This window comes from Streptomyces sp. N50, assembly GCF_033335955.1.
Taxonomy (GTDB): domain Bacteria; phylum Actinomycetota; class Actinomycetes; order Streptomycetales; family Streptomycetaceae; genus Streptomyces.
This window is the reverse complement of the sequence record NZ_CP137549.1, coordinates 7014663-7034267: the sequence shown is the minus strand read 5'-3', so window position 1 is coordinate 7034267 and position 19605 is coordinate 7014663. Positions and strand designations below refer to the sequence as shown.

Sequence of the window (19605 nt, the reverse complement as noted above, 5' to 3'; positions counted from 1 at the left end):
TTAGCTCCTCTTTGTATACGGCGCCCGTGTTAATGCCGCAGACCCGACATGTTTACGGGAGGTTGCGAAGTCCTCACACGGTCCGTGCCGTTCGCGCCGTTCGCCCCGCCGGGAAAGCGCAGCCGGTGCGCGGTGCCCGCGCGCTCGGTGTGCAGGGCGGTGATCGCCCGGGCGCGCTCGCTGTCGCCGCGGGCCACGGCGTCCACGATGGCCCCGTGCTCGGCCCAGGACTCGACGGGGTTGGCCGGGGCGTCCACCGCGTACATCCAGGCGATCTTGTGCCGCAGCTGGGTCAGCATCGAGGTCAGCGCGGGGCTCCCGGAGGCCTGTGCCAGCGTCTCGTGGAACCAGCTGCCCAGGGAGCGCAGATCCTCGCTGTTGCCCCGCCTGGCGCGCTCCTGGCCCAGCCTGACGAGGCCGCGCAGCACCTTGAGGTGGGCCTCGGTGCGCCGCTGGGCGGCCCGCGAGGCGCCGAGCGGTTCCAGCAGCATCCGCATCTCCAGCAGGTCGGCGGCCTCCTGCTCGGTCGGTTCCGCGACGCACGCGCCCGCGTGCCGCCGGGTCACCACGAACCCCTCGGCCTCCAGCGTGCGCAGGGCCTCCCGGACGGGGACGCGCGAGACCCCGTACCGGCGCGCGAGGAGTTCCTCCGTGAGCCGGCTGCCGCGCTCGTAGACACCGGCGACGATGTCGTCCCGGATCGCCGTGCATACCGAGTGCGCCGGAATACGCATGTCCGACCTCCGCCTTAATCCCCGTGAAACGTCGACGATTGACGTGTGTTCCGTGACTCTATTGCAATGAGCGGGAATTTCCGATGGCGGGCCGGAATCCATGGATATTTTTTGGACAGGAGGCCTCCGGAAACGCCGAAAGCCCCGGCCGGGCGGGCCAGGGCTTCGGGAAGTGCGGCGCTACGTCGTCAGACGTTCACACCGTGCTTGCGGAGGTACGCGACGGGGTCGACGTCGGAGCCGTACTCGGCGGTCGTGCGGGCCTCGAAGTGGAGGTGCGGTCCGGTGACGTTGCCGGTCGCCCCGGAGAGGCCGATCTGCTGTCCCGGGGTGACCGTCTGGCCGACGGAGACACCGATGGACGAGAGGTGGCCGTACATGGTGTACATGCCGTCGGCCATCTTGATCACCACTTGATTGCCGTACGAGCCGCCCCAGCCAGCGTCGACGACGGTGCCGGAGCCGACCGCGTGCACGGAGGTGCCGGTCGAGGCGTGGAAGTCGATGCCGGTGTGGGCACCGGAGGACCAGAGGGAGCCGCCGGTCTTGTAGCCGGTGGAGACGTACGAGCCGGTGACCGGTGCGACGAAGGTGTTGAGCCTCTTGCGCTCGGCGGCGCGGGCGGCGCGTACCTCGGCCTCGCGCTCGGCCTTGGCCAGTGCGGCGGCCTTGGCGCGGGCGACCTCCTTGGCCAGCGTCTCGTCCGCGGCCTGCTGCTGGGCGGCGGCCTGGGCGTCGATCTTCTCGGCGACGGCGTCGCCCATGGCGATGACGGGGGTGAGGCCGGTCTGTTCCGGGGCGGGCTCCGCGGCGAACGCCGGGGCGGCGGCCAGGGTGCCTACGACGCCGGTGGTGGTGAGGGCCGCGACACTCGCGACACGAACGGTGGTGCGGTGGGTCCGGCTCGGGCGACGGTGCTTCCCGGTGGCGCGGGTGAACGCCATGGAGTGGCTGGTCCTTTCCTTCCTTCTCGCCTACCGGGTTAGCTGACGGGTTCGGAGCAGGAAGGTCTCCTACGGACCCCCTCCACGGGCGTCCGATTCACCCCAGGGACGTGGGTCCCCGGCTCCCCTGGCTCGCGCCGTACGGGGACTCGGCGATGACTGTCCGGTGCCGCGAGTGCGGCGCGGTGCCTGACGGACAGCCGGACCGACGCTAAGGGGGGCCACTTTCAATCCCCAAACGGATCACGGGTTTTGTTGCACATGCCACAGGGCAGACAGGCAACCTCTCCCCCAATTCGGACATTAGGGGGCCCTGGTGACGCTTCCGTCACCAGGGCCCCCACACGCGCGTGCCGCCCGTCGGCTCGCTACGGGTCGTCTACTCGGCCGCGACGACGGTCACTTCGCCGATGCCGAGCGCCTCCACGGGCTCCTTGATCTGCTCCGCGTCGCCGACCAGGATCGTCACCAGACGGTCCACCGGGAAGGCGTTCACGACCGCCGCGGTGGCCTCCACGGTGCCGGTCGCGGCGAGCTGCTGGTACAGCGTCGCCTGGTAGTCGTCGGGCAGGTGCTGCTCGACCTGGTCGGCCAGCGTGCTCGCGACGGCCGCGGCGGTCTCGTACTTGAGCGGCGCCACGCCGACGAGGTTCTGTACGGCGATGTCCCGCTCGGCGTCGGTGAGTCCGCCCTCGGCGAGCTTGCGGAGCACCGTCCACAGGTCGTCCAGCGCGGGACCGGTGTTCGGGGTGTCCACGGAGCCGCTGATGGCGAGCATCGAGGCGCCCGTGCCGTCGGGTGCCGAACGCAGCACCTGGCCGAACGCCCGCACACCGTAGGTGTAGCCCTTCTCCTCGCGCAGGACGCGGTCCAGGCGGGAGGTGAGGGTGCCGCCGAGGCAGTACGTGCCGAGCACCTGGGCGGGCCACACACGGTCGTGCCGGTCGGATCCGACGCGGCCGATGAGCAGCTGCGTCTGGACGGCGCCGGGACGGTGCACGATCACGACGCGCCCGGTGTCGTCGGCGGTCACCGGCGGCACGGGACGCGGCTGCGCGGTGGAGCCCGTCCACGAACCCAGGGTGTCGGCCAGGAGCGCGTCCAGGTCGATGCCGGTGAGGTCGCCGACGACCACGACGGTGGCGGTCGCGGGGCGGACGTGCCGGTCGTAGAAGGCGCGTACGGACGCCGAGTCGATCTTCTCGACGGTCTCCTCGGTGCCCTGGCGCGGGCGCGACATGCGCGAGGTCGCCGGGAACAGCTCCTTGGAGAGCTCCTTGGCCGCGCGGCGGGACGGGTTGGCCGTCTCGTGCGGGATCTCGTCGAGGCGGTTGCGGACCAGCCGCTCGACCTCGCTGTCCGCGAACGCGGGTGCCCTGAGCGCGTCCGACAGCAGGCCGAGGCCCTTGGCCAGGCGCGAGGCCGGGACCTCCAGGCTCAGGCGCAGCCCGGGGTGGTCGGCGTGGGCGTCGAGGGTGGCGCCGGAGCGCTCCAGCTCGGCGGCGAACTCCTCGGCGGAGTGCTTGTCGGTGCCCTCGGAGAAGGCCCGCGCGGTGATCGTGGCGACACCGTCCAGGCCCGCCGGTTCGGCCTCCAGGGGCGCGTCCAGCAGCACCTCCACGGCGACGACCTGCTGGCCGGGACGGTGGCAGCGCAGGACCGTCAGGCCGTTGCCCAGCGTCCCGCGCTCCGGGGCCGGGAAGGCCCACGGCCTGGCCTCGCCGGCCTGGGGCTGCGGGTGGAATTCCATCGTGGCGAGCTCGGTCACTTGGCCGCCTCCTCGTTCTCGTCGCCGGCCTCTGCTTCGTCATCCTCGTCCGCGATCGGCTCGTAGACGAGCACCGCGCGGTTGTCGGGGCGCAGCCGGGCCTTGGCGACCTCCTGCACCTCCTTGGCCGTCACGTCCAGGACGCGCTGTACGGCGGTCAGGGCGAGCTGCGGGTCGCCGAACAGGACGGCGTACCGGCACAGTTCGTCGGCGCGGCCCGCGACGGTGCCGAGCCGGTCGAGCCACTCGCGCTCCAACTGGGCCTGGGCGCGCTCCATTTCCTCGGCCGTGGGGCCCTCCGCGGCGAACCGGGCGAGCTCCTCGTCGATGGCGGCCTCGATGACCGGCACCTCGACGTCACCGGACGTCTTGACGTCCAACCACCCCAGGGAGGGCGCACCGGCCAGCCGCAGCAGGCCGAAGCCGGCCGCGACTGCCGTACGGTCGCGCCGTACAAGGCGGTTGTAGAGGAGCGAGGACTCGCCGCCGCCGAGGATGGTGAGGGCGAGGTCGGCCGCGTCGGACGCGCGCGTGCCGTCCTCCGGAAGCCGGTAGGCGCACATCAGGGCGCGGGCCGGGACCTCCTCGACGACGACCTCGCGCAGCTCCCCGCCGATCGTGTCGGGCAGCGCGCCGTCACGGGGCGTGGGCTTGCCGTCGTGCGAGGCGATGGACCCGAAGTACTTCTCGATCCAGGCGAGCGTCTGCTCGGGGTCGATGTCGCCGACCACGGACAGGACCGCGTTGTTGGGCGCGTAGTAGGTGCGGAAGAACGCGCGCGCGTCCTCCAGGGTGGCCGCGTCCAGGTCCGCCATCGAGCCGATGGGCGTGTGGTGGTAGGGGTGGCCCTCCGGGTAGGCGAGGGCGGTCAGCTTCTCGAACGCCGTCCCGTAGGGCACGTTGTCGTAGCGCTGGCGTCGCTCGTTCTTGACGACGTCCCGCTGGTTCTCCATGGACTCCTCGTCCAGGGCGGCCAGCAAGGAGCCCATGCGGTCGGCCTCCAGCCAGAGCGCGAGCTCCAACTGGTGGGTGGGCATGGTCTCGAAGTAGTTCGTGCGCTCGAAGCTGGTGGTGCCGTTGAGCGAACCGCCCGCGCCCTGCACCAGTTCGAAGTGTCCGTTGCCCTTCACCTGTCCGGAGCCCTGGAACATCAGGTGCTCGAAGAGGTGAGCCAGGCCGGTACGCCCCTTGACCTCGTGGCGGGAACCGACGTCGTACCAGAGGCACACCGCCGCGACCGGGGTCAGGTGGTCCTCGGAGAGGACCACGCGCAGACCGTTGGCCAAGCGGTGTTCGGTCGCTGTCAGACCGCCGGACCCTGCCTCGGCGGTGGCCGTGTGACCCATGGGCATGTACGTCCCTTCGATCGCGGATTCTCTGGCTGGAACCGCAGAAATCCTGCTCGTCCCGCCACTGTATGCAAGCGTGCGGACCGTCGGCGAAGTTCCCGGCGGACGTACGCCGAGAGCGAGATCGCGTAGCCTGCGGGCAGTCGCACACGTGGACTCACGCGGCAGCCGCCGGCGACGGACCCGAGCGGGCAACGCCGGGTCCTGGTCCGCGTTGTCAGTGCCGCGGTCCACAATGGTTCACGTCAAGACCCCGTTCACGCTTCAGCAAGAGTGAGCCGAAGGGGAGCGACCCCCAGGCGAGCGACCAGAAAAGAGGAGCCGGCAGCGATGGCCCGCCGCAGCACGAAGACCCCGCCGCCCGACGACTCGTTCGAGGAGCGGATCCTCGACATCGACGTCGTCGACGAGATGCAGGGCTCCTACCTTGAGTACGCGTACTCGGTCATCTACTCCCGCGCCCTGCCGGACGCCCGGGACGGCCTGAAGCCGGTTCATCGCAGGATCGTCTACCAGATGGACGAGATGGGCCTGCGCCCCGACCGCGGCTACGTGAAGTGCGCGCGTGTCGTCGGTGAAGTCATGGGCAAGCTGCACCCGCACGGGGACGCGTCGATCTACGACGCCCTGGTGCGCATGGCGCAGCCCTTCTCCATGCGCGTCCCGCTGGCCGACGGCCACGGCAACTTCGGCTCACTGGGCAACGACGACCCGCCGGCCGCCATGCGGTACACCGAGTGCCGGCCGTCCGAAGCGGCCAACCTGATGACCGAGTCGATCGACGAGGACACGGTCGACTTCTCCCCGAACTACGACGGCCAGGAGCAGGAGCCGGTGGCCCTGCCCGCCGCCTTCCCGAACCTCCTGGTGAACGGCTCGTCGGGCATCGCCGTCGGCATGGCCACCAACATGCCGCCGCACAACCTGGGCGAAGTCATCGCCGCCGCCCGGCACTTGATCCGCTATCCGAACGCGGACCTGGACTCCCTGATGCGGCACGTCCCCGGCCCCGACCTGCCGACGGGCGGCCGGATCGTCGGCCTCACCGGCATCCGGGACGCGTACGAGACGGGCCGCGGCACCTTCAAGATCCGCGCCACGGTCGCCGTGGACAACGTGACGGCGCGCCGCAAGGGCATCGTCGTCACCGAACTGCCCTTCTCCGTAGGCCCCGAGAAGGTCATCGCCAAGATCAAGGACCTGGTCGGCGCGAAGAAGCTGCAGGGCATCGCCGACGTCAAGGACCTCACCGACCGCGCCCACGGCCTGCGCCTGGTCATCGAGATCAAGAACGGCTTCGTACCGGAAGCGGTCCTGGAGCAGCTCTACAAACTGACGCCGATGGAGGAGTCCTTCGGCATCAACAACGTGGCGCTGGTCGACGGCCAGCCCCTCACGCTCGGCCTCAAGGAACTCCTGGAGGTCTATCTCGACCACCGCTTCAACGTCGTACGGCGCCGCAGCGAGTTCCGCCGCACCAAGCGGCGCGACCGCCTCCACCTGGTGGAGGGTCTGCTCACCGCGCTCATCGACATCGATGAGGTCATCCGGATCATCCGCTCCAGCGACAACTCCGCGCAGGCGAAGCAGAGCCTGATGGACCGCTTCTCGCTCTCGGACATCCAGACGCAGTACATCCTGGACACCCCACTCCGCCGCCTCACCCGGTTCGACCGGATCGAGCTGGAGTCGGAGATGGAGCGACTCCGCGCGGAGATCGCCGAGTTGACCCGCATCCTGGAGTCGGACACCGAGCTGCGCAAGCTGGTCTCGACCGAACTGGCCGCGGTGGCAAAGAAGTTCGGCACCGACCGGCGTACGGTCCTGCTGGAGTCGGCGGGCGCCCCTGCCGCCACCGTGCCGCTCCAGGTCGCCGACGACCCGTGCCGGGTGCTGCTCTCCTCGACGGGTCTGCTGGCCCGTACGGCGAACGGCGAGCCCTTCCCGGAGGACTCCGAGGCCCGGCGCACCAAGCACGACGTGATCGTCTCGGCGGTCCCGGCGACCGCGCGCGGCGAGCTGGGCGCGGTCACCTCGGCCGGCCGCCTGCTGCGGATCAACGTCGTGGACCTGCCGCAGCTCCCGGAGACGGCCGCCGCGCCGAACCTCTCCGGTGGCGCGCCGATCTCGGAGTTCGTCTCCCTGGACGAGGGCGAGACGGTCATCTGCCTGACGACCCTCGACGAGTCCTCCCCCGGCCTCGCCATCGGCACGGAACAGGGCGTCGTCAAGCGCGTGGTCCCCGACTACCCCACGAACAAGGAGGAGTTGGAGGTCATCACGCTCAAGGACGGCGACCGGATCGTCGGCGCCGTCGAGCTGCGCACCGGCGAGGAGGACCTGGTCTTCATCGCGGACGACGCGCAACTCCTGCGCTACCAGGCCTCCCAGGTGCGTCCCCAGGGCCGCGCGGCCGGCGGTATGGCGGGCATCAAACTCACCGAGGGCGCGAAGGTCATCTCCTTCACGGCCGTCGACCCCGCCGTGGACGCGGTCGTCTTCACGGTCGCGGGTTCGCGCGGCACCCTGGACGACTCCGTCCAGACGACGGCCAAGCTGACCCCGTTCGACCAGTACCCCCGCAAGGGCCGGGCCACCGGCGGCGTCCGCTGCCAGCGCTTCCTGAAGGGCGAGGACTGCCTCTCCCTGGCCTGGGCCGGCCCCGTACCCGCGAAGGCCGCCCAACGGGACGGCACCCCGGCGGAGCTCCCGGAGATGGACCCGCGGCGCGACGGCTCGGGCGTGTCGCTGGCGAAGACGGTGTCGGTGGTGGCGGGGCCGGTGTAGCGCCGGCCGTCAGTCGTCCAGTTCCGGATCCGGGTCTACGTCCGGTTCCGGACCTAGGTCTACGTCCGGTTCCGGATCCGCGTCCAACTCCGGCTCGAATCCGGGGTGTTGGCCCGCCTCCTGGTCCGACTCCGCTTCCTGTACGTAACGGAGGACGCCCCACATGCCGCGCTCGTCGGCGTGTGGGGCGTCGCCGTCTCCGCACGCCTCCAGCTCCTTGCCGAGAGCGGGCATGTCGAGGCCGGTGCCGATGAGCACGAGCTGGGTCAGCCGGGCGTCACCACTGCCCCAGGGCTCGGGATAGAAGCGCAGGAACCGTCCTACGGCGTGCACGGCGTACCGGTTCCGTGAATCGTGGGCGCCGAAGTCGACGTACCCCTTGATGCGGTAGAGCCCCTCGGGCCGGCTGTCCAGGAACGCCATGAGCCTGCGCGGGTCCATGGGTGAGTCGGAGGCGAAGGAGAGGCTGTCGTAGGCGGCGTGGAGGTGGTCGGCATGCGCATCGCCGCCATGACCATCACCCACGTGCTCGTGCAGGTCGTCGAAGGTCAACTGCCCGACGCGCTCCTCGTTCGGCCGGCAGTCGAAGAGGAACTCAGGGTCGATACGACCGTAGGTGGCGGGTACGACGGCGGCGCGGTCGGTGAGCGAGCGGACGAGGCCGAGGACGCGCGGGGCGTCGGCCGCCCGGTCCAGCTTGTTGACGACGACGAGGTCGGCGAGGGCGAGATGCCGGTCGATCTCGGGGTGCTTCGCGCGCGTGTCGTCGAACTCGGCGGCGTCGACGACCTCGACGAGCCCGCCGTAGACGATCCCCGGGTGCTCGCTGGCGAGCAGCATGCGCACCAGTTCCTCCGGTTCGGCGAGTCCGCTGGCCTCGATGACGATGACGTCGATTCCGGCGGCGGGCCGGGCGAGCCGCTCCAGGTAGACGTCGAGTTCGCTGGCGTCGACCGCACAGCACAGGCACCCGTTCCCGAGCGACACGGTCGAGTCGCCGAGCGCCCCGGCCACGGCCAGCGCGTCGATCTCGATCGCCCCGAAGTCGTTGACGATCGCGCCGATACGGCTGCCTCCGCTGCGGTGCAGGAGGTGGTTGAGGAGGGTCGTCTTGCCGGAGCCGAGGAATCCGGCGAGGACGAGGACGGGGATCTGTTGGGGGGTCGGCATCGAGGTGAGGTCCGAGGCGGGGGCGGGTGTCTGGGCAGGAGCCGGGGTCAGGTCTGCGTTCGGGGCCGGGGGCTGAGCCGGAGCCGGGGCCGGGGCCTGAACTGAAGCCGAGGACGTGTCCGGGGCTGGAGCCGGGGACGAAGCGGGGGCGGGAGCGGGGGCGGGAGCAGGAGCAGGAGCGGGAGCGGGAGCCAGGGCAGGGATCTGAGCCGGAGCCAAGGCCTGAGGCGAGGCCGAAGCCGGGGCCAAAGCCGGGGCCTGAGCCAAGGCCTGAACTGGAGCCGAAGCCGGGGCTGGAACTGGAGCTGGGGTCAGGTCCGGAGCCGGGACCAGGGCCGGAATCGGGGTTGGGGCCGGAGTAGGAACCTGGGGTGGATTCCGGCTCGGAGCCGAGGTCGTGGGCAGGCTCGGATCCGTATTCGGAACCGGCGCCGGACCGGTGCTCGGGCTCGGGCTTGCGCTCGGGCTCTGCTGGCTCAACGTGCGACCTCTTTCACGCCGACGCGTGCACCGGCTCGCGGTCCGGCACACGTACGGAGGTTGAATGCCGCCCCAGGATACGAGCCGGAAGAATCGCCGCGAAGTGAACGATTGTTAGCAGCACTTGCGGGGCAGACGTTGGGGAAGGCGCCGGTTCGTGCGACCCTCGCTTCCCTCCGTGCGCCTCCTCTCCGCCTCCCTGCCGATCAGAGCCGCTCGGCACTCTGGGAGACGGCAAGCGCCGCCCATCGCTCGCCGGTCCCCATCAGTCGACCCGCACCCGACGACCGGCGGACGGCCGCCTGATTCGGGGGTTGACATGGCCACACAGAATTCCGGTACGAGGTGGTTGAGCACCGCCACGGCTGCAGGCCTGGGCCTGGCGGCAGGGGCCCTCACCGTGCTGGCCGCACAGCGCCATTCGCTCAACACACTCCGCCTACGGCTCGACCACTTGGAACAGGCCGCGCTCACCCAGCACCACACCGACCTGGCCAACCAGCAGCGGCTGCACTGGGAACTTCTGAGCAAGGCGATCGACAGCCCGGAACTGGCCGAAGTGCTCGACGTCTTCGAAGATCCGGTGTCTCCCGAGAAGCGGCGTCAGTATCTCTTCGCCAACGCGCTGTACACCAACGCGCTCTTCTACCACCGGATCGGGAACATCAGTCGCGAAGAGTTCTTCGGCTACGTCCGGGGGCTCCTGCAGAATCCCGTCGTCAGGGAGTACTGGTACGCGACAAGCGGACAGCGGGCGACCATTCGCGACGGCTCCGACGAGGCCGAGCTCGGCCGTATGGTCGACGAACTCTTGCGCCAGCTGGAGGAAGCCGACGTAGACCAATGGTGGGTGGTGGGCGAGCCGCCCGCCGAATAGCCGTGCGGCCCGGTACCGAGTCGATCGATACCGGGCCACTTCGAACACAACCTAGACGTCTGGAATGTCCGCCTTGGCGCGAATAAGTGTTTCACGGGTAATGACAATGATTCGTTCATAATCCGCGCGGGATGCGTCGGAAGGCAATTCGGTGTCTAGCGAGTCGGTGACATCGGTACCGATCACGGCGAAACTCCCGTCGGACAACTCGAAGATGTCGGGGCAGTTGCCTCCCCCGACACTCCCCCGGGCGGTCGGAGGCACACCGATCCGACGGACAATCTGGCTCACTGTTGGTTCCCTCTGGCTCTCACGGCTGGACATTCTGCGCACGACGACTCCGGACACGAGAACAGCCCTGTGGGGTGCAATCGGTTCCGAAGCGTGGGCGACGTCTTGTGGAGTCGCTCTCCGCGATCACGTGTGAGTCAACCCCAGTGGCGCATGCGTCAACTTGGAACGTGACGGGTTCGTTATGGGCCGGTGGTGTGATTTCTCCATGGCCGGATTCGAGGAGCCCCGATGGGCCGGCGGAGCAGGCCAAGGCATTCACTACAGGCACGCATCAAACGTTGCCAGGTACGGCCGGCACCACCACCGGCGCCCCCACCCCCACATACCGAGCCACCGGCCGGATGATCTTCGAGTCCTCCGCCTGTTCCACCACGTTCGCGCTCCACCCCACGACCCGCGCGGCCGCGAACGTAGGAGTGAACATCTCCCGCGGCAGCCCGCAGAGTTCCATGACCAGCCCCGCGTAGAACTCGACGTTGGTGTGGAGTTCGCGCCCCGGCTTCAGCTCCGCGAGGATCCTCTCGACCTGGCGCTCCACCTCGACGGCGAAGTCGACCCGTGGGCCGCCGAACTGCTGGGCGACCTCGCGCAGCATCCGGGAGCGGGGGTCCTCCGTGCGGTAGATCGCGTGGCCGAAGCCCATGATGCGGTCTCCGGCGAGGACGCGTTCGCGGATCCAGGGGTCGATCCGGTCCGGGGTTCCGATCGCGTCCAGGGTGTCCAGGGCGCGGCTGGGCGCACCCCCGTGCAGCGGACCCGAGAGCGCGCCTACGGCCCCGACCAGACAGGCCGCCACATCCGCCCCCGTCGAAGCGATGACCCGCGCGGTGAAGGTTGACGCATTGAATCCGTGGTCAATGGTTGAGATCAAGTATTGCTCGATCGCCCTGGCCTGCTGCTTGTCCGGTTCCGAACCCGTCAACATGTAGAGGTAGTTGGCCGCGTAGGAGAGGTCCTCGCGGGGCTCGACAGGGTCGAGACCCTGACCCAGCCGGTACAGCGCGGTCAGCAGTGTCGGTACGGCCGCGGACGCCACGAGGGTGTCCCGGCGGCGCGCGTCCGGGTCGATGTCGTACACCGGCCGGAAGCCCTTCGCGGCACCGAGCAGTGACAGCGCCGTACGCATCCCGGACAGCGGTCCGGACGTCCCGCTCGCCGCCGCCACCGCGGGCAGCGCGGCCCGCACCTCGTCCGGCAGCCGGCGCAGCGCGGCGGTCTCGGCGGCGAAGGCGGCGCTCTGGTCCGCGTCCGGCAGTTCGCCGTAGGCGAGGAGATGCCAGACGTCCTCGAAGCCGCGGGTCTGCGCGAGTTCGACGGCGGAGTACTGGCGGTAGTGGTAAAAGCCCTCGATCCCCCGGACGTCACCGATTCGGGTGTCGGTGACGACGACGCCCGCGAGTCCCCGCGGAACCTCGATACGCGTGGCTGCGGCCCTGTTGATGGACATGTTTCCTCCCTGGACTTGATTCAAATGTCCATGGTTGACTAAATCTCTGTCAACATTGATTGAATCAATATATGCAAGGAGTGGATACCGTGGCCTCCATGCGCGATCAAGAGCCCGCTCCCGGCCACCCCGAGCGACGGCTGACCACCAAGGAGACCGCCGAACTGCTCGGCGTGAAGCCCGACACCGTGTACGCGTACGTGAGCCGCGGACAGCTCAGCAGCAGGCGCGAGCCCGGCGGGCGGGGCAGCACCTTCGACGCCAAGGAGGTGGAGGCACTCGCCCGACGCAACAGGCGGGAGAGCAGCGGGAGTTCGGGCTCCGGGGGCGAGCTGTCCGTACGGACCCGCATCACGCTCATCGAGAAGGACCGGTACTACTTCCGGGGCGTCGACGCGACCGAGCTGGCCGCCCGGCACTCCTACGAGGAGATCGCGGAGTGGCTGTGGACCGGGGAACTGCGCCCCGGGATCACGTTCACCGCGCCCAAGGCAGCCGTCGCCGTCGCCCGCCGCGCGGTCGACGCGCTGCCCGAACACACCGGCCCCACCGACCGGTTGAGGGTCGCGGCCATCGCGGCGGCGACTGCGGACCCGCTGCGCTTCGACCTGTCCGAGGACGCGGTGCTCGGCACCGCGCGCATCCTCATCCCCACCCTCGTCGCGGCCCTCCCGCCGGTACGCCGCGCCCATCGCGACGAGGGTCCGCTGGCCCGCCGCCTGTGGGCACGACTGAGCGGACACCCGGCTGACGAGGCGTCACTGAGCGTTCTTGACACGGCACTTGGGCTGCTCGTCGACCACGACCTGGCCGCCTCGACGCTCGCGGTGCGTGTCGCCGCCTCGGCCCGCGCGCACCCCTACGCGGCCGTCTCCTCCGGCCTGGGAGTCCTCGAAGGCCCCTTGCACGGCGCGGCGAGCGGCCTGGCGCACCGGCTGCTTCTCGACGTGCTCGACCAGGGCACCGCGGCTCCGGTGGTCGCGGACGAACTGCGCGCCGGCCGCCGTATCCCCGGACTAGGTCACCGGCTCTACCCGGGCGAAGACCCACGCGCGCGTGCCCTGTTCGCCCTCCTGAAGGAGATCCCGGGCGCCGCGCCCGCCCTCGCCGCGGCCCGCGACATCGTCGCCACCACCGCCCGCCACACCCCGCTGCACGCCAACGTCGACCTGGCGCTCGCCGTGCTCACCGTCTCCTCCGGGATGCCCTCCACGGCGGGCGAGACGGTCTTCGCCGTCGCCCGTACGGCGGGGTGGATCGCGCACGCCCTGGAGGAGTACGGCGAGCGTCCGCTGCGCATGCGGCCCAGCGGTCACTACGTAGGCCCCAGGCCGCCTCAGCCACTACCGGAGTAGGACACGAGCGCGGCCGGAAGTCGCCCTGGGTCAAGTCAGGTTAGGCTCACCTCTGTGAGTACGTGCGCGACCGTCTCTCGGGACCTCGACGAGCCCATTTCCGGAACCGCGGCCACGGCGACGACGTGGCTGCTGCTGGAACAGCCCGGTCCTTGGGGTGCCAAAGCGCTCACTTCGAGCCACCTGGACCCCGCGCTGGGGCGTGCCCTGGAAGCGGCCGCCGCGGACACGGGCGTACGGATCGCGCTCATCCGGCGCCCCGGACGGCACGCGGACCCCGCGCCGTCACGGGTGCGCCAGGTGTACGCGGCCCACACCGTTCCCGGAAACGCATGGCTGCACAGCGCCACGACCGAGGACCCGGGGCAGCTGCTCGCCCTCGACTTCGCCGCCCTCGGCGCGGGCGACCCGCGCTCGTTCGGCACGGCGCTCGGCGGGCGGGCCCACACCGGTGACCCGCTCGCGCTCGTCTGCACCAACGGCAAGCGCGACCGCTGCTGCGCGCTCCTGGGCCGTCCCCTCGCCGCCGAACTGGCCGCCTCCGGGGTCGAGGGCGCCTGGGAGGTCACCCACCTGGGCGGCCACCGCTTCTCGCCGACGGTGCTCGTCCTGCCGTACGGCTACGCGTACGGGCGGGTCCAGGCACACGGCATCAAGGAGATCCTCCAGGGCGTCCAGGAGGGCCGTGTGGTCGTCGAGGGCTGCCGGGGCGCTTCGGCCTGGGAACGACCCGGACAGGCGGCGGAGCTGGCCGTGCGGACGGCGACGGGCGAGTACGCGATGGACGCCCTGAGCGTCGTACGGACGGACGGCGCAGCACCGCGCTGGGAGGTGACCGTCGCGCACACCGACGGGCGCCACTGGCGCGTGATCGTCGCCCAGGGGGCATCGCTTCCGCCCCGCCCGGAGAGCTGCGGGGCGTCGGTCCTCGGCGCCCCGGCGCGGATGGACGTGGTGGCGGTGCGCGAGCTGACGACGGCACTGGCGGGCTGACCCGCCCGGCACCGGGGAACCCGACCGGCTTCCGTAGGAAATCGCCCTCTACTGGAGGCCGCCTTTCCCAAGAAATGGTCAAGAGATCCACGCCACACCCCTGGGGCAGCCCCCGTCCAGCCACGTACCGTCAGAGGTATGAGCCCCACTCCCCCCGCACGCCGCCGTCGCCTCGGGCTGCCGCGGCGGGTGTTCTCGCAGGTGCTGCTGATGCAGCTGGCGATCGCCGCGGGAGTCGCGGTCCTGGCGACCGGGCTGTTCCTGGCACCGCTGAGCAAGCAGCTGGACCAGGAGGCGATGAACCGCGCCCTGGCCATCGCCCAGACCACCGCGCAGCAGCCGCGGATCGTCTCGGACATCCAGAACACCCCTCCGACCGTGGACGGACCTGTGCAGCGGGAGGCGGAGCGGATCCGGAAGGCCACCAAGGCCGAGTACGTGGTGGTGATGGACTGGCGGGGCATGCGGTGGTCGCACACGACACCGAGCGAGATCGGCCGGTTCGTGTCGACGTCTCCCGGCCAGCCCCTGGCGGGCCAGGAGGTCAAGGAGATCGACAAGGGCACCCTGGGGCGCTCCGCGCGCGGCAAGGTGCCCCTGCGGGACGCCGACGGCACGGTCGTCGGGGCGGTCTCGGTGGGCATCAAGTACGACAGCGTCCGCGCGCAGTTGATCAGTGCGATCCCGGGGCTGCTGGCGTACGCCGGGGGCGCTCTCGCCGTCGGTGCGCTGGCGGCCTGGCTGATCTCCCGGAGGGTCCAGCGGCAGACCCGGGACCTGGCCTTCTCCGACATCTCGGCGCTGCTCTCGGAGCGCGAGGCGATGCTGCACGGCATCCGGGAGGGCGTCGTCGCCCTGGACCGCACCGGCCGCATACGACTCCTGAACGACGAGGCACGGCGGCTCCTGGGCATCGGCGACGAGGCGGTCGGCCGCTCCCTGGACGAGGCGCTCGGTGAGGGACGTACGACCGACGTCCTGGCCGGTCGGGTGACCGGCACCGATCTGCTCGCCGTGCGCGGCCAGCGGGTCCTGGTCACCAATCGCATGCCCACTGACGACGGCGGCGCCGTGGCCACCCTGCGCGACCGCACCGAACTGGAGCAGCTCGGCCGGGAGTTGGACTCGACGCACGGCCTGATCGACGCCCTGCGCGCCCAGGACCACGAGCACGCCAACCGTATGCACACCCTCCTGGGGCTGCTCGAACTGGAGATGTACGACGACGCCGTGGACTTCGTCGGGGAGGTGGTCGGCGATCACCGGGCGACGGCCGAGCAGGTCACGGAGAAGATCCAGGACCCGCTGCTCGCCGCCCTGCTGGTGGGCAAGGCGACCGTCGCGGCCGAGCGGGGCGTCGCCCTGTGGATCTCCGACCGCACCTGGCTGCCGGACCGGTTGATCGACCCGCGTGGGCTGGTCACGGTTGTCGGCAACCTGGTGGACAACGCGCTCGACGCCGTGGCGGGCACACCGCACGCACGCGTGGAGGTCGAGTTGCGGACGGAGGGACGTACGGCCGTGCTCCGGGTACGTGACACGGGCCCCGGGATCCCGGAGGAACAACGGGAGTTGGTCTTCACCGAGGGCTGGTCCACGAAGAAGCCTCCGGCCCATGGCAAGCGCGGGATCGGCCTCTCCTTGGTACGTCGGCTCGCCGAACGGCAGGGGGGCAGCGCGGTGGTGACGGAGGCGTTCGGCGGGGGCGCGGAGTTCGTGGTCGTCCTGCCGGAGGCGCTGACCGAGGCGTTGACCGAGCCGGGTCTGGAACCCGCTCTCACCGCCCCCGGGGACACCGTCGAGGAGGAGTCGCGATGATCGAGGTCCTGGTCGTGGACGACGACACCCGGGTCGCACAGGTCAACGCCGCCTACGTGGAGAAGGTGCCGGGCTTCCACGTGGCCGGCGAGGCTCACAACGCGGCTGAGGCGCTGCGCCAGTTGGAGACGCTGCCCCGCCTCGACCTGGTCCTCCTGGACCACTACCTGCCCGACGAGACGGGCCTGGCGGTCGTCCAGGAGATGCGCCGACGCGGCCTCCAGACAGACGTGATCATGGTGACGGCGGCCCGGGACGTGACGACCGTACAGGCGGCCATGCGACAGGGCGCGCTGCAGTACCTGGTCAAGCCCTTCGCGTTCGCGGGCCTGCGGGCCAAGCTGGAGGCGTACGCGGAACTGCGCCGCACGCTCGACGGCGGCGGCGAGGCCGAACAGGCCGAGGTGGACCGCATCTTCGGCGCCCTGTCCGCGCCCTCGGAGCCCGGGCTGCCCAAAGGCCACTCCCCCACCACGGCGGAACTCGTCCGCCAGTCCCTGATGAACGCCCAAAGCCCCCTGTCCGCCCAGGAGATCGCCGACCGCACAGGGGTGAGCCGGCAGACCGCCCAGCGCTATCTGAAGCTCCTGGAGCGCACCGGACGGGCCAGGCTGACACTCAAATACGGCGACGCGGGCCGCCCGGAACACCGTTACGTGTGGGCGACCCGCGCCTGAGGGCACGGCCTGTGGGGGCGGGGGAAGGGGCCGTACCCCTTCCCCCTATACGGACGCCGACCGCGCGGCCGTCAGCCTGTCGCGTTCTTGACGAACTCGGTCGTGTACGTCTTGTCGAGGTCCACATCCGCGTTCTTGATGGTGGGGTTGAACGCCTTGAGCACCTTCTCGACGGTCTCCGGGCCGTTCGCCGGCATCACGCCGTCCTTGGTGAACATCGGCAGCGTGCTCTTGATCGCGGTCGCGTAGAGGAACTTGTTGCCCTGGGAGTAGTCGGCGGGCATCTTGTCGGCGATCGCCGTCGCGCTGTGGGTGGACATCCACTTGAGCGTCTTGACGAATGCATTGACCATCTTCTGCACCGTTGATTTGTGGCCGTTCACCCAGTCCGTCTGCATGTACAGACTTGACGAGGGATACGGTCCACCCAACGCCGCCTGCGAGCCCTCGGGCGTGCGCATGTCGACGAGGATCTTGCCGGCCTTCTTGTCGAGGATCGTCGCGACGGTCGGGTCCGTCGTCATCCCGGCCTCTATGGAGCCCTGTTGGAGCGCCGCGACGAAGGTCGGTCCCGCGCCGACGGCGACCGGGGTGAACTCGCTGACATTGACGCCGTTCTTGACGGCGAGGTACTTGGTGAGGAAGTCGGTGGAGGAGCCGAGGCCGGTCACACCGAGCTTCTTGCCCTTGAAGTCCTTGGCCGACTTGACCTTCCCCGCCGCCTTGGTGGAGACGACCTCCACCTCGCCGGGCGCCTGCGAGAACTGCACCACGGACTCGACCGACTTGCCCTTGACCTGCAGGTCGAGCGTGTGGTCGTAGAAGCCGACGGCTCCCTGGACCTGCCCGGAGACGAGCGCGGTCTCGGCCTGGACGCCGGCCGGTTCGCTCAGCAGTTCCACGTCGAGGCCCTCGGCGTCGAAGTAGCCGAGCCGCTGGGTGAGCATCGCGGGCAGGTAGATGACCTTGTCCAGGCCACCGACCATGATCTTGACCTTCTCGCCCTTGCCGTCGCCTTTGCTCGTGGAGGCGGTGGAGGCCGCGTCGTTGGCGCAGGCGGTGAGCGAGGAGAGGGCGAGCAGGCCCGAGGCGGCCAGGGCGGCGTATCTGGCGGTTTTGCGCATGGCGGTTCACGTCCTTGTGAGGGTGCGGTGCGGGGAGGGAGCAGGGCTCTTCGACAGGGGCCCCAGGAGGGGCCGTTCAGCTGTCGGAGCTCGACGGCTTCCAGCGGAAGATGCGGTTCTCGGCGAAGGTGAGGAGCCCTTCGGCGACCAGGGCGACGACCGCGAGGATCACCATCGCGGCGTACACGCCGGCCGCGTTGAAGGTGCCCTGGGACTGCGCGACGAGCAGGCCGATGCCCTTGGTGGCGCCGATGTACTCGCCGACGATCGCGCCGATGAGGGCGAAGCCGAAGCTGACGTGGAGGCTCGTGAAGATCCAGGAGGTGGCGGACGGGATGACCACCTGAAGGGTCACCTTGCGGTCGCTGGCGCCCAGGATGCGGGCGTTGGCGACCAGGTTGCGGTCGACCTCGCGGGTGCCCTGGAAGGCGTTGAAGAACACCGGGAAGAAGACGAGCACCACCGCGGAGGCGACCTTGGAGGCCGGTCCGAGTCCGAACCAGATCATGAAGATGGGCGCGAGGACGATCCTCGGTATGGAGTTGAGCACCTTGATGTATGGACCAAGCACGTCGGCGAGGAAGGCGATCCGCCCCAGAGCAATACCGAACACGACACCGGCGATCACGCCGATGATCCAGCCCAGCAGCGCTTCCTGGAGCGTGTACCAGATCTGCTCCCCCAGGGAGCCGAGCGCGGTCCCGTGCATCACCCAGGTGTAGATCTGGTCCCAGATCTTCGAGGGCATCGAGAAGTTGAACGGATCGATGACCTTGGCCCGGGAGAGCCACTCCCACAGGCCGAGCACGGCGACCAGGAGGAGCACCCGGGCCGCTCCGACGCCGACCTTGCGTTTACGGGCGGCACGCGCGCGTGAATGGGCGCGGTCCGTCTTGGTGGCGGGCTCGGTCACGGCCGGCACGACCTTGTCCTCGGGCATGACGTCAGGCGACATTGGCCGCACCCCTCTCGCGCGTGATGCGGACCTCTTCGCCGAGGGACTCCCAGATCTCGCGGTAGATCTCGATGAACCGCGGCTCCAGGCGCACGGATTCGACCTTGCGGGGCCGCGGCAGGTCGATGTCGAAGACCTGCTTCACGGTGGCGGGCCCGGCGGTCATCACGACGACCCTGTCGGCCAGCGCGATGGACTCCTCCAGGTCGTGGGTGACGAAGACGACCGAGGTACCGGTGCCCTCCCACAGCTCCAGGAGTTCGTCCGACATCAGGGCCCTGGTCTGCACGTCGAGCGCCGAGAACGGCTCGTCCATCAGCAGGATCTCGGGGTCGTTGACGAAGGTCGCGGCGAGCGCGACGCGCTTGCGCATACCGCCGGAGAGCTGGTGCGGATAGCGGTCCTCGAAGGCGGAGAGCCCGACCCGGGCCAGCCACTCACGCGCCTTCGCCCTGGCCTCCGCCTTCGGTACGCCGCGGAAGCGCGGGCCCGCCATGACGTTGGACAGCACCGTGCGCCAAGGGAAAGTGGCGTCCTGCTGGAAGACGAAACCGACCTTGTCGCCGACGCCGGAGACCGGCTCCCCGGCCACCAGCACATCGCCCTCGGAGGGCTCTTCCAGCCCGCTGACGAGGGTCAGCGTCGTCGACTTGCCGCAGCCCGTGGGGCCGACGACCGCCACGAACTCGCCACGCCCGACGGTGAGATCAAGCCCCTGTACGGCCGTGTGCAGACCCCCCGACGGGGTCCTGAAGGTCTTGCTCGCGCCCCGCAGCTCGATGGCGGGGCTGGTGTCTGCGCTCATGGCCGGGACCGTAGATGTGGCGCGGACC

16 protein-coding genes and 1 riboswitch are annotated in these 19605 nt (G+C 70.1%); of the genes, 6 read left to right on the top strand and 10 right to left on the bottom strand.

What is annotated here, in order from left to right:
• Positions 1-29: 29 nt before the first annotated feature.
• The 4 genes from R2B38_RS31725 to R2B38_RS31710 all read right to left on the bottom strand — a co-directional run bounded on the left by R2B38_RS31725 (position 30) and on the right by R2B38_RS31710 (position 4798).
• Positions 30-734, bottom strand: a complete 705-nt coding sequence (locus R2B38_RS31725; protein WP_033283971.1) for a GntR family transcriptional regulator — start codon at positions 732-734, stop codon at positions 30-32.
• A gap of 188 nt (positions 735-922) precedes the next feature.
• Positions 923-1678 (bottom strand): M23 family metallopeptidase, encoded by a 756-nt coding sequence (locus tag R2B38_RS31720; RefSeq protein ID WP_318019271.1) that lies wholly within the window; start codon positions 1676-1678, stop codon positions 923-925.
• A gap of 13 nt (positions 1679-1691) precedes the next feature.
• Positions 1692-1843: riboswitch (cyclic di-AMP (ydaO/yuaA leader) on the bottom strand.
• Positions 1844-2057: 214 nt separating this feature from the next.
• Complete coding sequence (locus R2B38_RS31715) at positions 2058-3446, bottom strand: M16 family metallopeptidase (protein ID WP_033283973.1); 1389 nt, start codon at positions 3444-3446, stop codon at positions 2058-2060.
• Positions 3443-4798: a pitrilysin family protein gene (locus R2B38_RS31710; RefSeq protein ID WP_318019270.1), complete on the bottom strand. Its 1356-nt coding sequence runs from the start codon at positions 4796-4798 to the stop codon at positions 3443-3445. The genes R2B38_RS31715 and R2B38_RS31710 overlap by 4 nt, the downstream gene beginning before the upstream one ends.
• A gap of 327 nt (positions 4799-5125) precedes the next feature.
• Between R2B38_RS31710 and R2B38_RS31705 the strand changes: the two genes are divergently transcribed.
• A complete protein-coding gene (locus R2B38_RS31705; RefSeq protein WP_318019269.1) occupies positions 5126-7582 on the top strand; it encodes a DNA topoisomerase IV subunit A in 2457 nt (818 codons plus the stop codon).
• Between the two features lie 9 nt (positions 7583-7591).
• Here the strand turns inward: R2B38_RS31705 and R2B38_RS31700 are convergent, their stop codons facing one another.
• Positions 7592-8752, bottom strand: coding sequence for a GTP-binding protein (locus tag R2B38_RS31700; RefSeq protein WP_318019268.1), 1161 nt, complete (start codon positions 8750-8752; stop codon positions 7592-7594).
• Positions 8753-9551: 799 nt separating this feature from the next.
• On the opposite strand from R2B38_RS31700, the gene R2B38_RS31695 reads away from it, so the two are divergent.
• A complete protein-coding gene (locus R2B38_RS31695) occupies positions 9552-10109 on the top strand; it encodes a DUF6082 family protein (protein WP_318019267.1) in 558 nt (185 codons plus the stop codon).
• Positions 10110-10160: 51 nt separating this feature from the next.
• Here the strand turns inward: R2B38_RS31695 and R2B38_RS31690 are convergent, their stop codons facing one another.
• Together R2B38_RS31690 and R2B38_RS31685 are read right to left on the bottom strand one after the other, a co-directional pair.
• Complete coding sequence (locus R2B38_RS31690; RefSeq protein WP_318019266.1) at positions 10161-10400, bottom strand: hypothetical protein; 240 nt, start codon at positions 10398-10400, stop codon at positions 10161-10163.
• Between the two features lie 274 nt (positions 10401-10674).
• Positions 10675-11850 carry a citrate synthase/methylcitrate synthase gene (locus R2B38_RS31685; protein ID WP_318019265.1) on the bottom strand — a complete coding sequence of 392 codons (1176 nt, stop codon included), beginning with the start codon at positions 11848-11850 and terminating at the stop codon, positions 10675-10677.
• A 98-nt stretch (positions 11851-11948) separates the two neighbouring features.
• On the opposite strand from R2B38_RS31685, the gene R2B38_RS31680 reads away from it, so the two are divergent.
• The 4 genes from R2B38_RS31680 to R2B38_RS31665 all read left to right on the top strand — a co-directional run bounded on the left by R2B38_RS31680 (position 11949) and on the right by R2B38_RS31665 (position 16693).
• The gene (locus R2B38_RS31680) at positions 11949-13205 is read left to right on the top strand and encodes a citrate synthase family protein (RefSeq protein WP_318019264.1); all 1257 of its coding nucleotides are present in this window, start codon (positions 11949-11951) and stop codon (positions 13203-13205) included.
• Between the two features lie 54 nt (positions 13206-13259).
• Complete coding sequence (locus R2B38_RS31675) at positions 13260-14198, top strand: sucrase ferredoxin (RefSeq protein ID WP_318019263.1); 939 nt, start codon at positions 13260-13262, stop codon at positions 14196-14198.
• Between the two features lie 138 nt (positions 14199-14336).
• Positions 14337-16016, top strand: coding sequence for a sensor histidine kinase (locus R2B38_RS31670; RefSeq protein WP_318019262.1), 1680 nt, complete (start codon positions 14337-14339; stop codon positions 16014-16016).
• Positions 16013-16693 carry a response regulator gene (locus R2B38_RS31665; RefSeq protein ID WP_318019261.1) on the top strand — a complete coding sequence of 227 codons (681 nt, stop codon included), beginning with the start codon at positions 16013-16015 and terminating at the stop codon, positions 16691-16693. Before R2B38_RS31670 ends, R2B38_RS31665 begins: the two co-directional genes overlap by 4 nt.
• 71 nt (positions 16694-16764) lie before the next feature.
• Here the strand turns inward: R2B38_RS31665 and R2B38_RS31660 are convergent, their stop codons facing one another.
• The 3 genes from R2B38_RS31660 to R2B38_RS31650 all read right to left on the bottom strand — a co-directional run bounded on the left by R2B38_RS31660 (position 16765) and on the right by R2B38_RS31650 (position 19577).
• A complete protein-coding gene (locus tag R2B38_RS31660; RefSeq protein ID WP_318019260.1) occupies positions 16765-17817 on the bottom strand; it encodes an ABC transporter substrate-binding protein in 1053 nt (350 codons plus the stop codon).
• A gap of 76 nt (positions 17818-17893) precedes the next feature.
• Positions 17894-18772, bottom strand: coding sequence for an ABC transporter permease (locus tag R2B38_RS31655; RefSeq protein WP_318019259.1), 879 nt, complete (start codon positions 18770-18772; stop codon positions 17894-17896).
• Positions 18762-19577, bottom strand: coding sequence for an ABC transporter ATP-binding protein (locus R2B38_RS31650; RefSeq protein ID WP_033283983.1), 816 nt, complete (start codon positions 19575-19577; stop codon positions 18762-18764). The genes R2B38_RS31655 and R2B38_RS31650 overlap by 11 nt, the downstream gene beginning before the upstream one ends.
• Positions 19578-19605 lie beyond the last annotated feature (28 nt).

Coding starts and splice junctions, on each gene's coding strand:
- R2B38_RS31725 (WP_033283971.1), bottom strand. CDS start 734: ATGCGTATTCCGGCGCACTCGGTATGCACGGCGATCCGGGACGACATC.
- R2B38_RS31720 (WP_318019271.1), bottom strand. CDS start 1,678: ATGGCGTTCACCCGCGCCACCGGGAAGCACCGTCGCCCGAGCCGGACC.
- R2B38_RS31710 (WP_318019270.1), bottom strand. CDS start 4,798: ATGCCCATGGGTCACACGGCCACCGCCGAGGCAGGGTCCGGCGGTCTG.
- R2B38_RS31705 (WP_318019269.1), top strand. CDS start 5,126: ATGGCCCGCCGCAGCACGAAGACCCCGCCGCCCGACGACTCGTTCGAG.
- R2B38_RS31700 (WP_318019268.1), bottom strand. CDS start 8,752: ATGCCGACCCCCCAACAGATCCCCGTCCTCGTCCTCGCCGGATTCCTC.
- R2B38_RS31695 (WP_318019267.1), top strand. CDS start 9,552: ATGGCCACACAGAATTCCGGTACGAGGTGGTTGAGCACCGCCACGGCT.
- R2B38_RS31685 (WP_318019265.1), bottom strand. CDS start 11,850: ATGTCCATCAACAGGGCCGCAGCCACGCGTATCGAGGTTCCGCGGGGA.
- R2B38_RS31680 (WP_318019264.1), top strand. CDS start 11,949: ATGCGCGATCAAGAGCCCGCTCCCGGCCACCCCGAGCGACGGCTGACC.
- R2B38_RS31670 (WP_318019262.1), top strand. CDS start 14,337: ATGAGCCCCACTCCCCCCGCACGCCGCCGTCGCCTCGGGCTGCCGCGG.
- R2B38_RS31665 (WP_318019261.1), top strand. CDS start 16,013: ATGATCGAGGTCCTGGTCGTGGACGACGACACCCGGGTCGCACAGGTC.
- R2B38_RS31660 (WP_318019260.1), bottom strand. CDS start 17,817: ATGCGCAAAACCGCCAGATACGCCGCCCTGGCCGCCTCGGGCCTGCTC.
- R2B38_RS31655 (WP_318019259.1), bottom strand. CDS start 18,772: ATGTCGCCTGACGTCATGCCCGAGGACAAGGTCGTGCCGGCCGTGACC.
- R2B38_RS31650 (WP_033283983.1), bottom strand. CDS start 19,577: ATGAGCGCAGACACCAGCCCCGCCATCGAGCTGCGGGGCGCGAGCAAG.